We start from the raw sequence: 14,608 nt of genomic DNA, 5'->3' as shown, positions 1-14,608 counted from the left end.
GGGCTCTTCAGCGTCATCCTGCCCAAGTTCATGGACCCCGAACAAAAACCCCGACGCAACAACCACTGGCGCGACCGCGCCCAAAGCCCACCCCTGTTCTGAGGGTTGCGTTGCCGGTGATTTCCCATGCCCAGGCCCAATAACGGGCATGCAAAAGGGCCATGCAAAGAGGCGGTCCACCCCGGTCAAAAAATGAACCGGAGGCGGACCGTCTCTTTGCAGTCTCACCAGACTCGCACCAACGACTACTTGGCGGTTTGGTCCTGCAACGCCTTCACGATCTGCGGCAGCAGGCCGCGGAACGCACGTCCGCGGTGGCTGATGGCGTTCTTTTCCTCGCTGGAAAGCTCCGCCACGGAGATCTCGTAGCCATCGGGCTGCAGGATCGGGTCGTAGCCGAAGCCGCCGTTGCCCCGCCGTTCGTGCAGCAGCGTCCCGGCCAGGTGGCCCATCTCCACGGCAACGTATCCGCCCGGGGTGGCCAGCGCCGCGGCACACACGAAGGACGCCCCGCGGTGTTCCTCGGCGATGTCCCCCAGCTGCGCCAGCAACAGGTCGATGTTCGCCTGGTCGTCGCCGTGCTTCCCGGACCAGCGTGCGGAGAAGATCCCCGGCGCCCCGCCGAGCACGTCGACCGAGAGGCCCGAATCGTCGGCAATGGCGACCAGGCCGGTGGCCTCGCACACCGCACGTGCCTTCAGCAGCGCGTTGCCCTCGAAGGTCACCTGGTCCTCGACGACATCCGGCGCACCCACGGCGCCGGCGTCGACGACCTGCGTGTCCACGTCGAGCCCCGGGACCTGCCCGCGCAGCAGCTCGCGCAACTCGCGCAGCTTGCCCTGGTTGTGCGTGGCCAGCACCAGCCTCGGAGTGGCGCCCATGCTCAGAGCCCCAGGGTTTCGCGCTGGATCAGCGCCAGCTCCGTGGTGCCCACCAGTGCCAGGTCAAGCAGGGAGTCGAGTTCGGCTCGCTTGAACGGGACGCCCTCGGCGGTGCCCTGCACCTCGACGAAGTCGCCGGTCCCGGTGACCACGACGTTCATGTCGGTCTCGGCGCGCACGTCCTCCTCGTAGGGCAAATCAAGCATCGGGACGCCGTCGATGATGCCCACGGAGATCGCGGCGACCGAGTCGGTGAGCACGGTGGCATTCTTCTTTACCAGCTTGTTTTCCTTGGCCCACTCGATGGCCTCGGCCAGTGCGACGTAGGCGCCGGTGATCGCCGCGGTGCGGGTGCCGCCGTCGGCCTGCAGCACGTCGCAGTCCAGCACGATGGTGTTTTCGCCCAGTGCCTTGGTGTCGATGACCGCGCGCAGCGAGCGGCCGATCAGCCGGGAGATCTCGTGGGTGCGCCCGCCGATCTTGCCCTTGACGGACTCGCGGCCGTTGCGGGTGTTGGTGGCGCGCGGCAGCATGGCGTACTCGGCGGTGACCCAGCCGGTGCCCTGCCCCTTGAGCCAGCGCGGCACACCCTCGGTGAAGGACGCGGTGCACAGCACCTTGGTGTTGCCGAATTCGATCAGGGCCGAGCCCTCGGCCTGCTTGGACCAGCCACGGGTAATGGTGATCTCACGGAGTTGGTCGACGCCGCGCCCGTCGGCGCGCACTGCTGCTGTGGTTGATGCTGAAGTCATGGCTTCAAGTCTAGTCGCCATGCCGACTCCGGCGGTCGAGGAGAAACGTGTGGCGGTGCGGTTCCGGGCCCCCCGCCCCGATACCGCACCGCCACAGATAAATGGCCCGCCGCCCGGCGGAGCCGCTACTTCGTCTTGGTGCCCGGCCACTCGCGGGTCGGTGCCGAGCGCACGATGGAGACCGGCGCGGTGGGCAGCGACTTGGGCGTGCCCAGTTGCGAGCCGGAGAACACCCCGTAGGTCACCCCGGAGACCGCCACGGCGATGCCGCCGGAGTAGACCTCCTTGGCCTCGTTGACCACGGTGTTGATGTCGGTCCACACCGGGATGTGGGTCAGCAGCAGGCGCTCGACCCCGGCCTCGGCTGCGGCCTGTCCGGCGCGCTTCCCGGTCAGGTGCACTCCGGTGATCGCGTCGTCGCGGCCCTCCTCGAAGGCGGCCTCGCAAAGGAACATGTCGGCGCCCAGGGCGGCCTCGATGAGCTCGGGGCAGGAATCGGTGTCACCCGAGTAGGTCAGCACGGAAGTGCGCATCGTCCCGTCGGCGACAGGCTCGGTGGCCTCGACGCGCAAGGCGTAGGACTCCTCGATGGGGTGCAGCACCGGGTACGGGGTGATCGAAAACGGGCCGATCTTCACCGGCGTCCGGGATTTCCAGTGCTGGAAGTCGTAGTCCGGGTGCATGCCCTCCTCCAGCGGCAGTCCGTAGGCCGTGGCCATCCGGTCCGCGGTGGCAGCCGGTCCGTGCACCAGCATCCGCTCGCGGTTCCACCCGTTGGGATCCCAGCGGATCGCCACGTGCATGCCGCACAAGTCCATGCAGTGGTCCGGGTGCAGGTGGGAGATGAAGATCCCGTCCAGGTCCTTGATGTCCGCGTAGCGCTGCAGCACGCCCAGCGCGCCGGATCCCAAATCCAGCAGGATCTTCCAGTCGCGTTCTCCGTCGAACGCGGTGACCAGGTAGCAAGAGGCGGGCGACCCCGGGCCGGGGAACGAGCCGGTGCAGCCGATGATGGTCAGCTTCATGAGGCACTCGCTTTCGAAAGAGCCACCATCTGCGGGGTAATCATCGCGATGGAGCCGGTCGGGTAGTGGGCGGCCACGTGGTCGACTTGTTCGACCTCGAGCACTTCCGGGCCCAGGAAGCGCCTGGCCAGGATCTCAAAACTTCCTGCATCGCCGGTGGCGAGGAATTGGTGCGAGGGTGCCTGCGCCTCGGTGCGCGCCAGGTCGTGGCGCATCAGCGCGCGGTACACGTCCTTCGCGGTTTCCTCGGCGCTGGAGACCAGGGTGACGTCCTCGCCCATGACGTAGGAGATCACGCCGGTCAGCAGCGGGTAGTGGGTGCAGCCCAGCACCAGCGTGTCCACGCCGGCGGCCTTGAGCGGGGCCAGGTAGGCCTCGGCGGTCTCCATGAGCTCGGCACCTGTGGTGATGCCGTTTTCCACGAATTCGACGAAGCGCGGGCAGGCCACTGAGGTGATGGAGTACTGCGGGGCCGCGGCGAAGGCGTCCTCGTAGGCGCGGGAGCCGACGGTGGCCAGGGTCCCAATGACCCCGATCTTCCCGTTGCGGGTCGCGGCCACGGCGCGGCGGACCGCCGGCTGGATCACCTCGACCACGGGGATCCCGTAGCGGGCGGTGTAGCGTTCGCGGGCATCGCGCAGCACCGCGGCGGAGGCGGAATTGCAGGCGATGACCAGCAGCTTGACGCCGGCGTCGACGAGTTCGTCCATCACCCCGAGCGCGTTGGCACGCACCTCGGCGATGGGAAGCGGCCCGTAGGGCGAGTTCGCGGTGTCCCCGACGTACATCGTGGATTCACCGGGAAGCTGGTCAATGATGGCGCGGGAAACGGTCAGGCCGCCGACCCCGGAGTCGAAGATGCCCAGCGGGGCATTCGGATGGGGCCGTTCGGAGGGTCGATCCTCGCTAGTGGACACACTTGTCATGGTGTACGAAGCCTACGTGGTTTTCGCGCCCAACGGCTAGCAAGCGCGACACACTGTAGCCCAGCTCACAAGGACTTGAGCATGGCCTGCATCAGGGATTCCTGCAGCCAGGTCACGAAGTTGTAGACCAGCGCGAGGTATTCGTCGACGGTTTCGGCCTTGGACCAGTCGTCCTGCGCGTGGATCCGCTCGGCGTCTTCCTCGGACTCCAGGCCCAGCCTTTCGGCCAGCACCAGGCGCACGTCGTTGACGGCGGAGGCAAAGCGCGGGGCCGTCTGCTCGTTGAGCAGGATGGAACCGGACTCCATCAACAGGGCGGCCTCGCGCAGGGCACCGATCTTGCGTTCGCGGATCCCGCGCTCGGAGAGCCTGCGGAATTCCAGCGAGGCCGCGGCGTCGTCCGGATCCGCGTCCGGCAGCAGGCGCTTGGTGGCCCTGTCGCTGGGTGCGGCGAAGTCCGCCTTGTGCGAGTTGGGATCCAGGCCGACCATGGCCCACAGGGGATCCTCGTCCACGGCCCGTTGCGGCTCCAGCAGCGTGATGACGTCCTCGAAGAGGCCGCGAAGCAGTTGGCGTTCGGCGGCTTCCAGGGATGCGGAGAACCCGCGCATGGTGTTCTTGAATGCTCTTGCCATGCCTAGGCCGCGTCCGCCTTGGACAGGGTGGCCCACAGGCCGAACCCGTGCATCGCGGCCACGTCGGCCTCGATCTTCTCGCGGTTGCCGGTGGCCACCACGCTGCGGCCCTCCTGGTGGACCTGCATCATCAGCTTCTCGGCCTTGGCCTCGGAGTATCCGAAGTAGGAGCGGAAGACAAAGCTGACGTAGCTCATCAGGTTGACCGGGTCGTTCCAGATGATCAGGATGTAGGGCTGGTCGAGTTCGTGTGCTTGTGCCTGCTCCGCGTGCTCAAGCACATCGGGCATCGCAGTCATGATTGGCATAACTCCCATTCTACGACCGGGCACGATGGATGCGAACCGGGTGCCGGCGGGGCCGTGGACGCAACGGTTGGCGACCCGTCGGGCGGCGACTCACGGGCTCCAACGCGGCGCGGAGGCAACGCCGGGTCTAGAGTATCTACTAGCGTTTGTACCGACGAGCCGGTCGCGCCCGCCACCCGCGGCGGACCGGATCGCGCGCCCGGCGCCCGATAAAGGTGCAACCCAGTCCGGCATTCCATTGCCCCAGTCCCCCGTCGCGAGGAGCCCACCGGCCATGTGGCAGCAGCCCACCTCCCTTTTCACCGACCACTACGAACTGACGATGCTGCAGGCCTCCCTGCACTCGGGCGCGGCCCACCGCCCCAGCGTGTTCGAGGCCTTCGCCCGCCGCCTGCCCGAGGGCCGGCGCTACGGCGTGCTGGCAGGAACCGGCCGGGTGCTCGAGGGCATCAAGGAGTTCCGCTTCGGCGACGAACAGCTGCGCTTCCTCTCCGACACCAAGGTCGTGGACGCCGCCACCATCAAGTACCTTGAGGACTTCAAGTTCAGCGGCAACATCCACGGCTACGCCGAAGGGGAGATCTACTTCCCCTACTCCCCGGTGATGATCGTCGAGTCGACCTTCGCCGAGGCCTGCGTGCTGGAGACCTTCATCCTTTCGGCGCTGAACCACGACTCCGCGATCGCCTCGGCGGCCTCGCGCATGATCGCCTCGGCCGGAAGCCGGCCCTGCGTGGAAATGGGCTCGCGCCGCACCCACGAGGAATCGGCCGTCGCCGCGGCCCGTGCCGCGATCATCGCCGGCTTCGACTCGACCTCGAACCTGGAGGCCGGGCACCGCTACGGGCTCAAGACCGTGGGCACCGCAGCCCACTCCTTCACGCTGCTGCACGACACCGAGCGTGCCGCCTTCGAGGCGCAGGTCGCCTCCATGGGCGCCGGCACCACGCTGCTGGTCGACACCTACGACGTGGAGCAGGGGGTGCGCACCGCCGTCGAGGTCGCCGGCCCGGACCTGGGCTCGGTGCGCCTGGATTCCGGGGACCTGGTGGAACAGGCCCGCTGGGTCCGGGTGCTGCTCGATGACCTCGGCAACGAGAACACCCGCATCATGGTCACTTCCGACCTGGACGAATACGCCATCGCCGCACTCGGCTCCGCCCCGGTGGACGCCTACGGCGTGGGCACCTCGCTGGTCACCGGTTCCGGGCACCCGACCGCCTCCATGGTCTACAAGCTGGTGTCCCGGCAGAACGACGCCGGCGACTACGTCGACGTGGCCAAGGCCGCCAAGAACAAGGTCTCGGTGGGCGGGCGCAAGTTCGCGGTGCGCCGGCTCAACGAGCGCGGACGCGCCACCGAGGAACTCATCGGGGTGGGCGAACTGCCCGCCTCCGATGCCAACGACCGCGCCCTGCTCACCCAATTTGTCTCACACGGGGAGGTCGACGAGGCCTTCACCGGGGCCGCCGGCGTGCGCCGGGCCGTGAAGCGCCACCGGGACTCCATCACGGAAATGCCCGGCAGCTCCCGCCGCCTGCAGCGCGGCGAACCGGTCATCCCCACCAGCTTCATTGACGAGAACTGAGTACTGCGAGAGGTAAGTCATCATGACCCAGGAACCAACCAACGCGCCGGAGCAACCCGCGGCACGGGCATTGATCATCGTCGACGTCCAGAACGACTTCTGCGAGGGCGGCAGCCTCGGCGTGGAAGGCGGGGCCGCGGTGGCCGCCTCCATCGCCACGGTGCTGCGCGAGCGCGCCGACACCTACGCCGCCGTGGTGGCGACCCAGGACTGGCACATCGACCCGGGGTCCCACTTCTCCGACTCCCCCGACTTCATCGACTCCTGGCCGGTGCACTGCGTTGCCGCCACGGACGGCGCCGCCCTGCACCCGGAGCTGGAAGAGGCCGCCGGCTTCATCGGCCAGCACTTCCGCAAGGGCCGCTTCGCCGCCGCGTACTCGGGCTTCGAGGGACGGCTGGCCTCCGACGCCGAGAACGTGGACGACGAATCCGGCGAGTTGCTGGGCGACTGGCTGCGCGGGCAGGAAATCGGCGAGGTGGACATCGTGGGGATCGCCACCGACTACTGCGTGCGTGCCACCGCGCTCGATGCGAAGGCCCAGGGCTTTGCCACCACCGTCATCGCCCCGCTGACCGCCGCCGTCCATCCGGACAACACCCCCGCGGTGCTGCAGGAACTGCGCGACGCGGAGGTCACGGTCCTGTCCCTGGGCTGAGCCGTGCACGGCGGTCCTTGCCCTGGCCGATTCGCCGCCCATTTTCCAACGTCCGGGATTCCGCGCCCGCACCGATGCGTGCGGGCGCGGCCAATCAGCCCTGGCTGCCGGGCTTTTCGCCGGTTGGGCCCTTCGGCACACCGATGCGATCCATGAGACCGTTGGCGAAGCCGGCGAAATACTCCGCGCCCCATTCATTGAGGTAGCCGCGCTCGATCTGGGCGGCATCGACCTCGGCGATGAGCGCGAGATAGTCGGCGCGGCTCCCGTAGTTCTCCGCGAATTCCCCGGCCGAGATGAGCTCCGTGGAACCGTAGACGGCCCCGGGGGCCGCGGCACCGCGGTACTGCCCCAACGGGTGTGAGATGAGTCCGTAGCGGACTCCCCCGGAGACGTTGCCTTCCTTGTTCCGGGTGAGCGCCCCCTGGGCTTGGCCGAACCACTGGGAGGGCGCCGCCTCGCGGTTCGTTTTGCTCCATGCCATGAGCGCCTCGGCGGCCGCGATGACCGTTGGCTCCAGCGGATAGGGGTTCAGCGAATCCCGGAACGCGGCGTCGTGGACCGCGGTGTTGGGGAGCCGTCCCGCCTTGAGGATCTCCCCGTCCGCCGGGACGACCGGCGAGAGCAGGTCGGTGTGCGGGGTTCCGGGCACCTGCCAATGCCGGCGGTTCGCCGGCAGCTCCTTCTCGGCAAGTGTCGCGGCGCCGAACAGGCCGGCGTCGCCCTCCGAGGTGACGGTGATGAACGGGACGTCCAGCGCCGGCTCCGTGCCGGGCACCGTGACCAGGCCGCCCGCCTCCGCCTGGCGCAGCGGCCGTTCAAGGACTGCGCCGACGGTGTTGAGGTAGCCGTCGAACACCGGTCCGCCGTTGGCCTCGGTCACCGCCCGGTGGAAGTTGGAGGCATAGGTGTTGAGGTAGATCCCGGATTGGGACTGGCCCATGAGCAGGACGGTCTTCGCCTTCTGCCCGCCGAGGATCTTGCGTCCGTCCTTGCTCTGAAGCAGCGTGCCGACCTGGGTGATGATGTCCCACGCCAGTCCCTCTTCGGCACCGGGCACGGCCATGAACGGATCGAACGCCGCCGGATCCGCCGGGTCGGCAATGATCGGCTCGCGCTCGATGTCCTTCACGTCCCAGGTCAACTCCGCATAGCGCTCCGGGTCGAAGTTCTTCAGCGCATCCACCTGGATGGGCTTGGAGGTCACGCCGATGACGGTGTGCCCCTGCTCCATCGCCCAGTCCCCCATGCGCCGCAAGTGGTCCTCGCCCGGGAAGCCGTTGGAGGCGTTGAGGATGTCCACCAGCACGACCCCGGAGGAGTCCGCCTTCTTGGCGGGGCGGCGCACCAGGATGTGGTTGTTGTACGGCACGCCCCCGGTCAGGACCTGCAGTTCACCGTCCGGGTTGTCGTAGACGTTCGCCGTCCCGGAGAGGAAGTACTCCTCCTCGACATATCCGCGCTCGGCGACATCGAGGGGCACCCGGGCGCGCTCCAGCGTCGAGAACGGGTAGCTGTCGGCGGTCACGGCGATCGGCCCGACGACCTTGGGGATGGAGTCCAATGACGCGGTGGCCGCGCCCGTGTCACCCTCCGGCGCCGCGCCCGCGGGCGTCGACATCATGACCAGTCCAAGCGCACCGGCGCACGCGGCGGCCAGCACGGCACGATACCGGCGGCCTCTCAGTTGATTAGGCATAAGCCCCTCCTCGGTGGAACACCATTGTTCGAAAGGGAGCGCCCTTGCACCCCCGGCCCAGTGTGTCCAGCAACACATTCGAAGGTCCACTTGTTGCCACTTGTTGCCGGGTGCAGCTGAACCTCGACGGCATTGGCCAGTCGTCCGAGGCAGCGGCGCGCGTGCAACCCCTGATGCCCGGCGCCGAAACACCCAGACAAGCAAAAAACCGGTGGTTCGGTGCGTTGGATTCGCTCCCACGCACCGAACCACCGGCCTTCTTGGCGCAGCTACTTCTTGCCGATGAACCAGCCCTGCAGCTTGTTCAGCCGCTTCTGCAGCTGCTCGGCATTGGCCTGGGCGACTGCCGGTCCCCCGCACACCTCGCGCAGCTTGGTGTGGATGACCCCGTGCGGGGTGCCGGTGCGCGCGCTCCAGGCCGAGACGTTCTTCGAGAGCGTCGAGCGCATCTCCATCAGCGCCCGGTGGTCCACCACCGGTGCCGCCGCGGGTTCCTCGTGGCTCTTGCGCACCTTGCGCCGCGAAACCTGTTCGGCCTGGCGCTGGCGCAGCAGCACGCCCACCTGGTCGGCGTCCAGCAGCCCGGGGATTCCCAGGAAGTCTTCCTCCTCCTCGGAGCCCACGGCGCCGCCGGTGCCGAACTCGCCGCCGTCGAAGAGCACCCGGTCGAAGGAGGCGTTGGAGTTCAGCGCCTCGAACTTCTGCTTGTTCAGCTCGTCGCTGGCCTTTTCCTCGCGGTTGGCCTCGGCGACCAGGTCGTCCTCGGGGTTGTAGTCCGGGTCCTGGAAGTGCTTCTCCGGGCGGTCCAGCGCGTGGTCGCGCTCGGTCTCCATCTCGTTGGCCAGGGCCATGAGCACCGGCACCGAGGGCAGGAAGATGGAGGCGACCTCGCCGCGTTTCCGGCTTCGCACGTAGCGGCCGATGGCCTGCGCGAAGAACAGCGGGGTGGAGGTGGAGGTGGCGTAGACGCCCACGCACAGCCGGGGCACGTCGACGCCCTCGGACACCATGCGCACCGCGACCATCCAGCGGCTGTCGCCGGCGGAGAACTCGTCGATCTTCTTCGAGGCGCCCGCGTCGTCGGAGAGGATCACGGTGACCTTTTCGCCGCAGATCTTCTCCAGCTGCTCGGCGTAGCCGCGCGCGTCCTCGTGGTCGGTGGCGATCACCAGGGCGCCGGCGTCCGGCACGGTGCGCCGCACCCGGGTCAGGCGCTTGTCCGCGGCCTGGAGCACCGAGGGGATCCAGTCCCCGGCCGGGTCCAGGGCGGTGCGCCAGGCGTGCGCGGTGATGTCCTTGGTGAAGCCCTCGCCGAGCTGGGCCTCCATCTCCTCGCCCGAGCTGGTCTTCCAGCGCATGGAACCGGAGTAGGCCATGAACAGCACCGGGCGCACCACGTGGTCGCGCAGCGCATTGCCGTAGCCGTAGGTGTAGTCGGCCTTGGAGCGGCGGATGCCGTCGGGACCTTCGGCGTATTCGACGAAGGGGATCGCCGCGGTGTCCGAGCGGAAGGGGGTGCCGGTCAGCGCCAGGCGGCGGATCGCCGGCTCGAAGGCCTCGCGGATGCCGTCGCCCCAGGAAAGCGCGTCGCCGCCGTGGTGGATCTCGTCCAGGATCACCAGGGTGCGGGCGGCCTCGGTCTTGGCGCGGTGCAGCATCGGCTTGGAGGCGACCTGCGCGTAGGTGACGACGACGCCGATGTAGCCGTCACCGTGCCGGCCGTCGGAGTTCTTGAAGTTCGGGTCGATGGCCAGGCCCACGCGCCCGGCGGCATCGGCCCACTGCTTCTTGAGGTGGTCGGTGGGGGCGACCACGATGATGCGGTTGACGGTCTTCGCGTCGACCAGCACCTTGGCCAGGCGCAGCGCGAAGGTGGTCTTGCCCGCGCCGGGGGTTGCCACGGCCATGAAGTCGCGGGGGTTGGTGGTGAAGTACTTGTCCAGCGCCTCGGCCTGCCAGGCGCGGAGCTTCGGTCCGGTGCCCCAGGCCGCCCGTTCCGGGTAGGCGGGAGGAAGACGGTCCTCCATGGGCAGCTTGTCTGCAAGTGAGAACAAGGTATCGGTCATGCATACACCTCCACGGCAATAAAAAACTTCCCCCTGGGGCGCGGGCCGGCGCGCCCAAGGGGGTTCTGTGTGAACCTACGATGCGTGGAAGATGTTATTTCTTGTCCTTGTCCCCGCCGCCGGTGAGGCCCTCGTAGATTTCCTTGCACTCGGGGCACACAGGAAACTTCTGCGGGTCGCGGCCCGGGATCCACACCTTGCCGCACAGGGCAATGACCGGATCGCCGGAAAGCGCGGACTCCATGATCTTTTCCTTGCGCACGTAGTGCGCGAAGCGCTCGTGGTCACCGGCCTCGACTTCCTGGGCCACCTCGGTGCGCTCGATGGTGGTGGCACCGCCGCCGGAGGTTGTGCGCGGGTCATCTCGGAACGGATCTAGGGGCATGCTCATGTCCACCAGTCTAACAACGGATTGATCGACTTCCGGTAGATTCGCCGGGTGCCGTGCATCGCACCGGCGGGTCGGCGGCCCGGCGGCTCAACGGTTCACCATGACCGCCTGCATCAGTTCCGGCATCCGCGCCTCGAGCCAGCGCCCGCCGATGCGGATGCCCAGGACCAGCAGCACCGCGCCCTCCGCGACGCCCACCACCAGCGCCAGCCAGCCGAAGAGCGCATCCCCGGTGAGCACCTGGGCCACCAGCAGCCCGAGCCCCGGCAGCAGCAGCACGAACATGAGCGTGAAGGTGGCCAGCTGGACGATGGCCATCCGCGCCCCGGCACCCGGGGGCGTCTTGAACGGGCTCTCCCCGGGCAGCGGGACCGCGTAGGTGAAGCGCGCCGAGGCGACCGATGCCACGCCGAACCCGGCCAGCAACCCGCACAGCGAGATCCCGAGAAGCGCTGGCAGCAGGTCCAGCCGGTCCAGGAACACGGGCGGCAGGACCGCGGCCAGCAACGTCACCGGCAGCGCGAAGACGGCACACGCCAGCACTCGCCCGGTGCGGTCCGCGACCCCGCGCACCCCGGTGAGCACGTGCAGCGAAAATGCGGTGGAGTCGTAGGAGACGTCGGCGGAAATCGCGAAGGCCATCAGGATCCCCAGCAGCGGGCCCAGGACCAGCATGATCTCCGGGCTCCCCGCGTTCGTGGCGGTGAACCAGATCAGCACCGGCATCAGCGGGACGACCACGATGGACGCGGCGTAGCGCGGGTCCTTGAGCCAGTAGGTCAGCGACCGGGCAGCCACCGCCCCGACGGGGGTCGCGGGGAAGATGCCGAAGGCGCCCCTGCCCACGGCCTTGGTGCTCGTGCGCGGGGCCATCGGGTTCTCCATCGACCGGTGCAGCCCGCGCTCCCACGCCCAGAGCACCGCGCCGAGGTACCCCAGCCCCAGGGCCAGGCGGGCCGCGCCGGTCCCCCAGGCCCCGGCGGCCAGGTCCCCGGGCAGCGCCGCGAAGACGCCCAGCGGGGTGAACCCCAGCACGGTGACGAGCCGCGGCAGCCAGTCCAGCACCGAATCGATGCCCTCGGCCGCCGAGCCGATGATCGGGCCCAGCAGGATCAGCGGGATGATCGCGATGATCCCGGCGACGTCGCGGAAGCGCCGCGAACCGGTCAGCCGGGCCATCGAGGTGGTGGTCAGCCGTGCCAGCGCCAGGCACATCACCGCGGCCAGCACGCCGCCGAGGAGCGCCGCCGCCAGGGTTGCCGGGTTCTGGCGCCAAGCCAGGAACTGCCCGCCGAGCAGCACCAGCGTCAGCGCGCCCGGGACCCCGATGAAGCCCGAAAGCAGCAGCCCGGTCGCCAGCCGGGGCCGCGAAAGCGTGAAGGTGGTGAAGCGTGCCGGGTCCAGGGTCAGGTCGACCCCGAAGGCGACGAGCGGGATGAGAGCCCAGCCCAGGGTGATGAGCGAGACCGCGGACACCAGGATGGTGTTGGCCAGTGCCGGGTCGACCTCGGCGAGGTACACCGTGCCGGCCACCAGGGTCACGGCCATGCCCAGGCCGTAGAGCGCGCCGATGCCGACGCCGACCAGCTGCCAGGGACTGCGACGGAAAGAGTTCTTCAGCAGCAGGAGCTTGAGCCTTAGGAGGTGTGCAACCACGAGAGCCCCTCGTTCGTGCCGCGGCCGCCGACCAGCTCGACGAAGCGTTCCTCCAGGGAGGATCCGCCGCGCACTTGATCCACGGTGCCTGCCGCGAGCAGGTTGCCGTTGGCGATGACCGCCACATGGCTGCACATGCGCTGGACCAGGTCCATGACGTGGGAGGAGACGATGACGGTGCCGCCGTGGGCGACGTAGTCGGCGAGGATCTCGCGGATGTTCGCGGCGGAGACCGGGTCCACGGCCTCGAAAGGCTCATCGAGCACCAGCACCCGCGGGGAGTGGATCAGCGCGGTGGCCAGGGCGATCTTCTTGGTCATGCCCGCGGAGTAGTCCACGACCAGCTTGGCACCGGCGTCCTGAAGGTCCAGCACGCGCAACAGGTCCTCGGTGCGCTCTTGGACCGTGGCGCGGTCCATGCCGCGCAGCAGGCCGGAATACGTGACCAGCTGGCGCCCGGAGAGCCGGTCGAAGAGCCGCACCCCGTCGGCCAGCACGCCCATGGCGGCCTTGGCCTTCAGCGGTTCGGCCCAGACGTCGATCCCGTTCAGCCGGACCTGGCCGGCATCCGGGCGCAGCAGCCCGGTGGCCATGGACAGCGTGGTGGTCTTGCCGGCGCCGTTGGGCCCGACGAGGCCGAAGAAGGACCCCGCGGGGACGTCGAGGGAAATGCCGTTGACCGCGACCTTTTCGCCGAATCGCTTGCCCAGCGATCGGATCGACAGGGCCGGGGTGCCGGGTTCCGGAAAGGAGTTGCTCATGGAATCGAAATTAGCAGTCGTCACACGGTTTTGCCGTCATCCCTGCGGACTAATCCTCCCGCCCGAGCCATCTTTTCGGATGACGGCGGCGCCGGTGGCGGACAAGCCGGCAGGACGCGCGGCCCCCAATCCGGGCACGAAAAAGGGGAGTGCCGCCGCGATCCTTCCGGGCCCCGGCGACACTCCCCCACACCTATTCGGTTCCCTGCACGGCCCGCGGGCGGGCACACGCGCAAGGGCCGGCGAAGGCGTTCCTAGAACAGGACGCGTGCCAGCTTCTGGCGGGAGGCGACGACGCGCTCGTCGGCCACGCCTACCACCGAGTACAGTTCGACCAGGCGGGCGCGGGCGGCTTCCTTCTCGTCTCCGGCATTGCGGCCGATGAAGGCGACCAGCCGGGCGAAGGCGTCCTCGACGTGGCCGCCGACCAGGTCCATGTCCGCCACGTCCAGCTGCGCCTGCAGGTCATCCGGGGCGGCGGCGCCGGCTGCGCGCACGGCGGCAAGGTCCTTGTCCTCGGTGCGCATCAGCAGGCGCACCTGGTTCAGCCCGATGGAGGCCTCGTTGTCGTTGGGCTTCTCGTTCAGCGCCTGCTTGTACGCGGTTTCGGCGGCCGGCAGGTCGCCGGACTCGATGGCGTCCAGGGCGGCCTGGTGCAGCGGCGGCAGCGGGGCCGGGCCGGTGGCCGGCGCCGTGGTGCCCAGCGGCGGGATGGTCCCGGCCACGCCGTGCTGGACGCCCAGGGCCAGCAGCTCGTCGATCAGCGACTGGATCTGCGCGGTCTCGGCGCTGCCCTGGAACAGCGGGACCGGCTGCCCGTTGATCAGGGCGATGACGGAGGGAACCTGCGTGACCTGGAAGGCCTGGGCGATGGCGGGCTGCTGCTCGGCGTCGACGGTGGCCAGGGCGAGGGTGCCGCGCTTGGCATCGACCAGGGAGGCCAGCACCCCGTCAAGCTGCACCGATCCCGGGGAGCGCGGGCTGCCGAGCGAAACGATCACCGGCACCTGCTGGGAAAGGGCAACGACTTCCGGGAAGCTCTCCTGGTTGACGGAGCGCACCCAGGTGGGCAGCGCCTCCCCGGGTGTGCCAACCGGCTCCGGCTGGGATTGCTTGAAGGCTGCCAGATCAATGGCGCCGCGTGAGGAGGGTGCAGTGGGTTCAGGCATGCTGGTGGTCATTCCTCTACTTTAGGCCGCATCGGGCCCGGGTGGAAAACCCGTTGCCGCACCGCTGCCCGCGCACCGGCACGGCGCCAACGA

14 protein-coding genes are annotated in these 14,608 nt (G+C 68.8%); 2 read left to right on the top strand and 12 right to left on the bottom strand.

Annotated elements, in window-relative coordinates:
- Positions 1-245 precede the first annotated feature (245 nt).
- From rdgB to clpS, 6 genes are all read right to left on the bottom strand, one after another.
- Positions 246-881 (bottom strand): RdgB/HAM1 family non-canonical purine NTP pyrophosphatase, encoded by a 636-nt coding sequence (gene rdgB, locus ACIPVK_RS14990; protein WP_407612775.1) that lies wholly within the window; start codon positions 879-881, stop codon positions 246-248.
- Between the two features lie 2 nt (positions 882-883).
- Entirely contained in the window at positions 884-1,633 is a 750-nt protein-coding gene (gene rph, locus ACIPVK_RS14985; RefSeq protein WP_407612774.1) for a ribonuclease PH, read from the bottom strand.
- Between the two features lie 125 nt (positions 1,634-1,758).
- Positions 1,759-2,658, bottom strand: coding sequence for an MBL fold metallo-hydrolase (locus ACIPVK_RS14980; protein WP_407612773.1), 900 nt, complete (start codon positions 2,656-2,658; stop codon positions 1,759-1,761).
- On the bottom strand, positions 2,655-3,584 hold the full coding sequence (gene murI / locus ACIPVK_RS14975; protein WP_407612772.1) for a glutamate racemase: 930 nt from the start codon (positions 3,582-3,584) through the stop codon (positions 2,655-2,657). Before murI ends, ACIPVK_RS14980 begins: the two co-directional genes overlap by 4 nt.
- A 65-nt stretch (positions 3,585-3,649) precedes the next feature.
- Positions 3,650-4,219, bottom strand: a complete 570-nt coding sequence (locus ACIPVK_RS14970) for a DUF2017 domain-containing protein (RefSeq protein ID WP_407612771.1) — start codon at positions 4,217-4,219, stop codon at positions 3,650-3,652.
- A 2-nt stretch (positions 4,220-4,221) separates the two neighbouring features.
- The gene (gene clpS / locus ACIPVK_RS14965; RefSeq protein WP_407612777.1) at positions 4,222-4,518 is read right to left on the bottom strand and encodes an ATP-dependent Clp protease adapter ClpS; all 297 of its coding nucleotides are present in this window, start codon (positions 4,516-4,518) and stop codon (positions 4,222-4,224) included.
- Between the two features lie 283 nt (positions 4,519-4,801).
- On the opposite strand from clpS, the gene ACIPVK_RS14960 reads away from it, so the two are divergent.
- Positions 4,802-6,115, top strand: a complete 1,314-nt coding sequence (locus tag ACIPVK_RS14960) for a nicotinate phosphoribosyltransferase (RefSeq protein WP_407612770.1) — start codon at positions 4,802-4,804, stop codon at positions 6,113-6,115.
- A 22-nt stretch (positions 6,116-6,137) separates the two neighbouring features.
- Positions 6,138-6,773, top strand: a complete 636-nt coding sequence (locus ACIPVK_RS14955) for an isochorismatase family protein (RefSeq protein ID WP_407612769.1) — start codon at positions 6,138-6,140, stop codon at positions 6,771-6,773.
- A gap of 94 nt (positions 6,774-6,867) precedes the next feature.
- Here the strand turns inward: ACIPVK_RS14955 and ACIPVK_RS14950 are convergent, their stop codons facing one another.
- From ACIPVK_RS14950 to ACIPVK_RS14925, 6 genes are all read right to left on the bottom strand, one after another.
- Positions 6,868-8,472 (bottom strand): alpha/beta hydrolase domain-containing protein, encoded by a 1,605-nt coding sequence (locus tag ACIPVK_RS14950; RefSeq protein ID WP_407612768.1) that lies wholly within the window; start codon positions 8,470-8,472, stop codon positions 6,868-6,870.
- A gap of 269 nt (positions 8,473-8,741) precedes the next feature.
- On the bottom strand, positions 8,742-10,538 hold the full coding sequence (locus tag ACIPVK_RS14945) for a DEAD/DEAH box helicase (protein WP_407612767.1): 1,797 nt from the start codon (positions 10,536-10,538) through the stop codon (positions 8,742-8,744).
- 94 nt (positions 10,539-10,632) lie between these two features.
- Positions 10,633-10,929, bottom strand: coding sequence for a DUF3039 domain-containing protein (locus tag ACIPVK_RS14940; RefSeq protein ID WP_407612766.1), 297 nt, complete (start codon positions 10,927-10,929; stop codon positions 10,633-10,635).
- 87 nt (positions 10,930-11,016) lie between these two features.
- The gene (locus ACIPVK_RS14935) at positions 11,017-12,585 is read right to left on the bottom strand and encodes a transporter (protein ID WP_407612765.1); all 1,569 of its coding nucleotides are present in this window, start codon (positions 12,583-12,585) and stop codon (positions 11,017-11,019) included.
- Positions 12,567-13,346 carry an ABC transporter ATP-binding protein gene (locus ACIPVK_RS14930; RefSeq protein ID WP_407612764.1) on the bottom strand — a complete coding sequence of 260 codons (780 nt, stop codon included), beginning with the start codon at positions 13,344-13,346 and terminating at the stop codon, positions 12,567-12,569. The genes ACIPVK_RS14935 and ACIPVK_RS14930 overlap by 19 nt, the downstream gene beginning before the upstream one ends.
- A 254-nt stretch (positions 13,347-13,600) precedes the next feature.
- Positions 13,601-14,515: a co-chaperone YbbN gene (locus ACIPVK_RS14925; RefSeq protein WP_407612763.1), complete on the bottom strand. Its 915-nt coding sequence runs from the start codon at positions 14,513-14,515 to the stop codon at positions 13,601-13,603.
- Between the last annotated feature and the right edge of the window lie 93 nt (positions 14,516-14,608).

The sequence above is a fragment of the Paeniglutamicibacter sp. MACA_103 genome, from assembly GCF_045798555.1.
Lineage (GTDB): Bacteria > Actinomycetota > Actinomycetes > Actinomycetales > Micrococcaceae > Paeniglutamicibacter.
The sequence above is the reverse complement of the archived record's forward strand: the minus strand, read 5'-3'. Positions and strand labels throughout refer to the sequence as shown.

Coding starts and splice junctions, on each gene's coding strand:
- rdgB (WP_407612775.1), bottom strand. CDS start 881: ATGGGCGCCACTCCGAGGCTGGTGCTGGCCACGCACAACCAGGGCAAG.
- rph (WP_407612774.1), bottom strand. CDS start 1,633: ATGACTTCAGCATCAACCACAGCAGCAGTGCGCGCCGACGGGCGCGGC.
- ACIPVK_RS14980 (WP_407612773.1), bottom strand. CDS start 2,658: ATGAAGCTGACCATCATCGGCTGCACCGGCTCGTTCCCCGGCCCGGGG.
- murI (WP_407612772.1), bottom strand. CDS start 3,584: ATGACAAGTGTGTCCACTAGCGAGGATCGACCCTCCGAACGGCCCCAT.
- ACIPVK_RS14970 (WP_407612771.1), bottom strand. CDS start 4,219: ATGGCAAGAGCATTCAAGAACACCATGCGCGGGTTCTCCGCATCCCTG.
- clpS (WP_407612777.1), bottom strand. CDS start 4,518: ATGACTGCGATGCCCGATGTGCTTGAGCACGCGGAGCAGGCACAAGCA.
- ACIPVK_RS14960 (WP_407612770.1), top strand. CDS start 4,802: ATGTGGCAGCAGCCCACCTCCCTTTTCACCGACCACTACGAACTGACG.
- ACIPVK_RS14955 (WP_407612769.1), top strand. CDS start 6,138: ATGACCCAGGAACCAACCAACGCGCCGGAGCAACCCGCGGCACGGGCA.
- ACIPVK_RS14950 (WP_407612768.1), bottom strand. CDS start 8,472: ATGCCTAATCAACTGAGAGGCCGCCGGTATCGTGCCGTGCTGGCCGCC.
- ACIPVK_RS14945 (WP_407612767.1), bottom strand. CDS start 10,538: ATGACCGATACCTTGTTCTCACTTGCAGACAAGCTGCCCATGGAGGAC.
- ACIPVK_RS14940 (WP_407612766.1), bottom strand. CDS start 10,929: ATGAGCATGCCCCTAGATCCGTTCCGAGATGACCCGCGCACAACCTCC.
- ACIPVK_RS14930 (WP_407612764.1), bottom strand. CDS start 13,346: ATGAGCAACTCCTTTCCGGAACCCGGCACCCCGGCCCTGTCGATCCGA.
- ACIPVK_RS14925 (WP_407612763.1), bottom strand. CDS start 14,515: ATGCCTGAACCCACTGCACCCTCCTCACGCGGCGCCATTGATCTGGCA.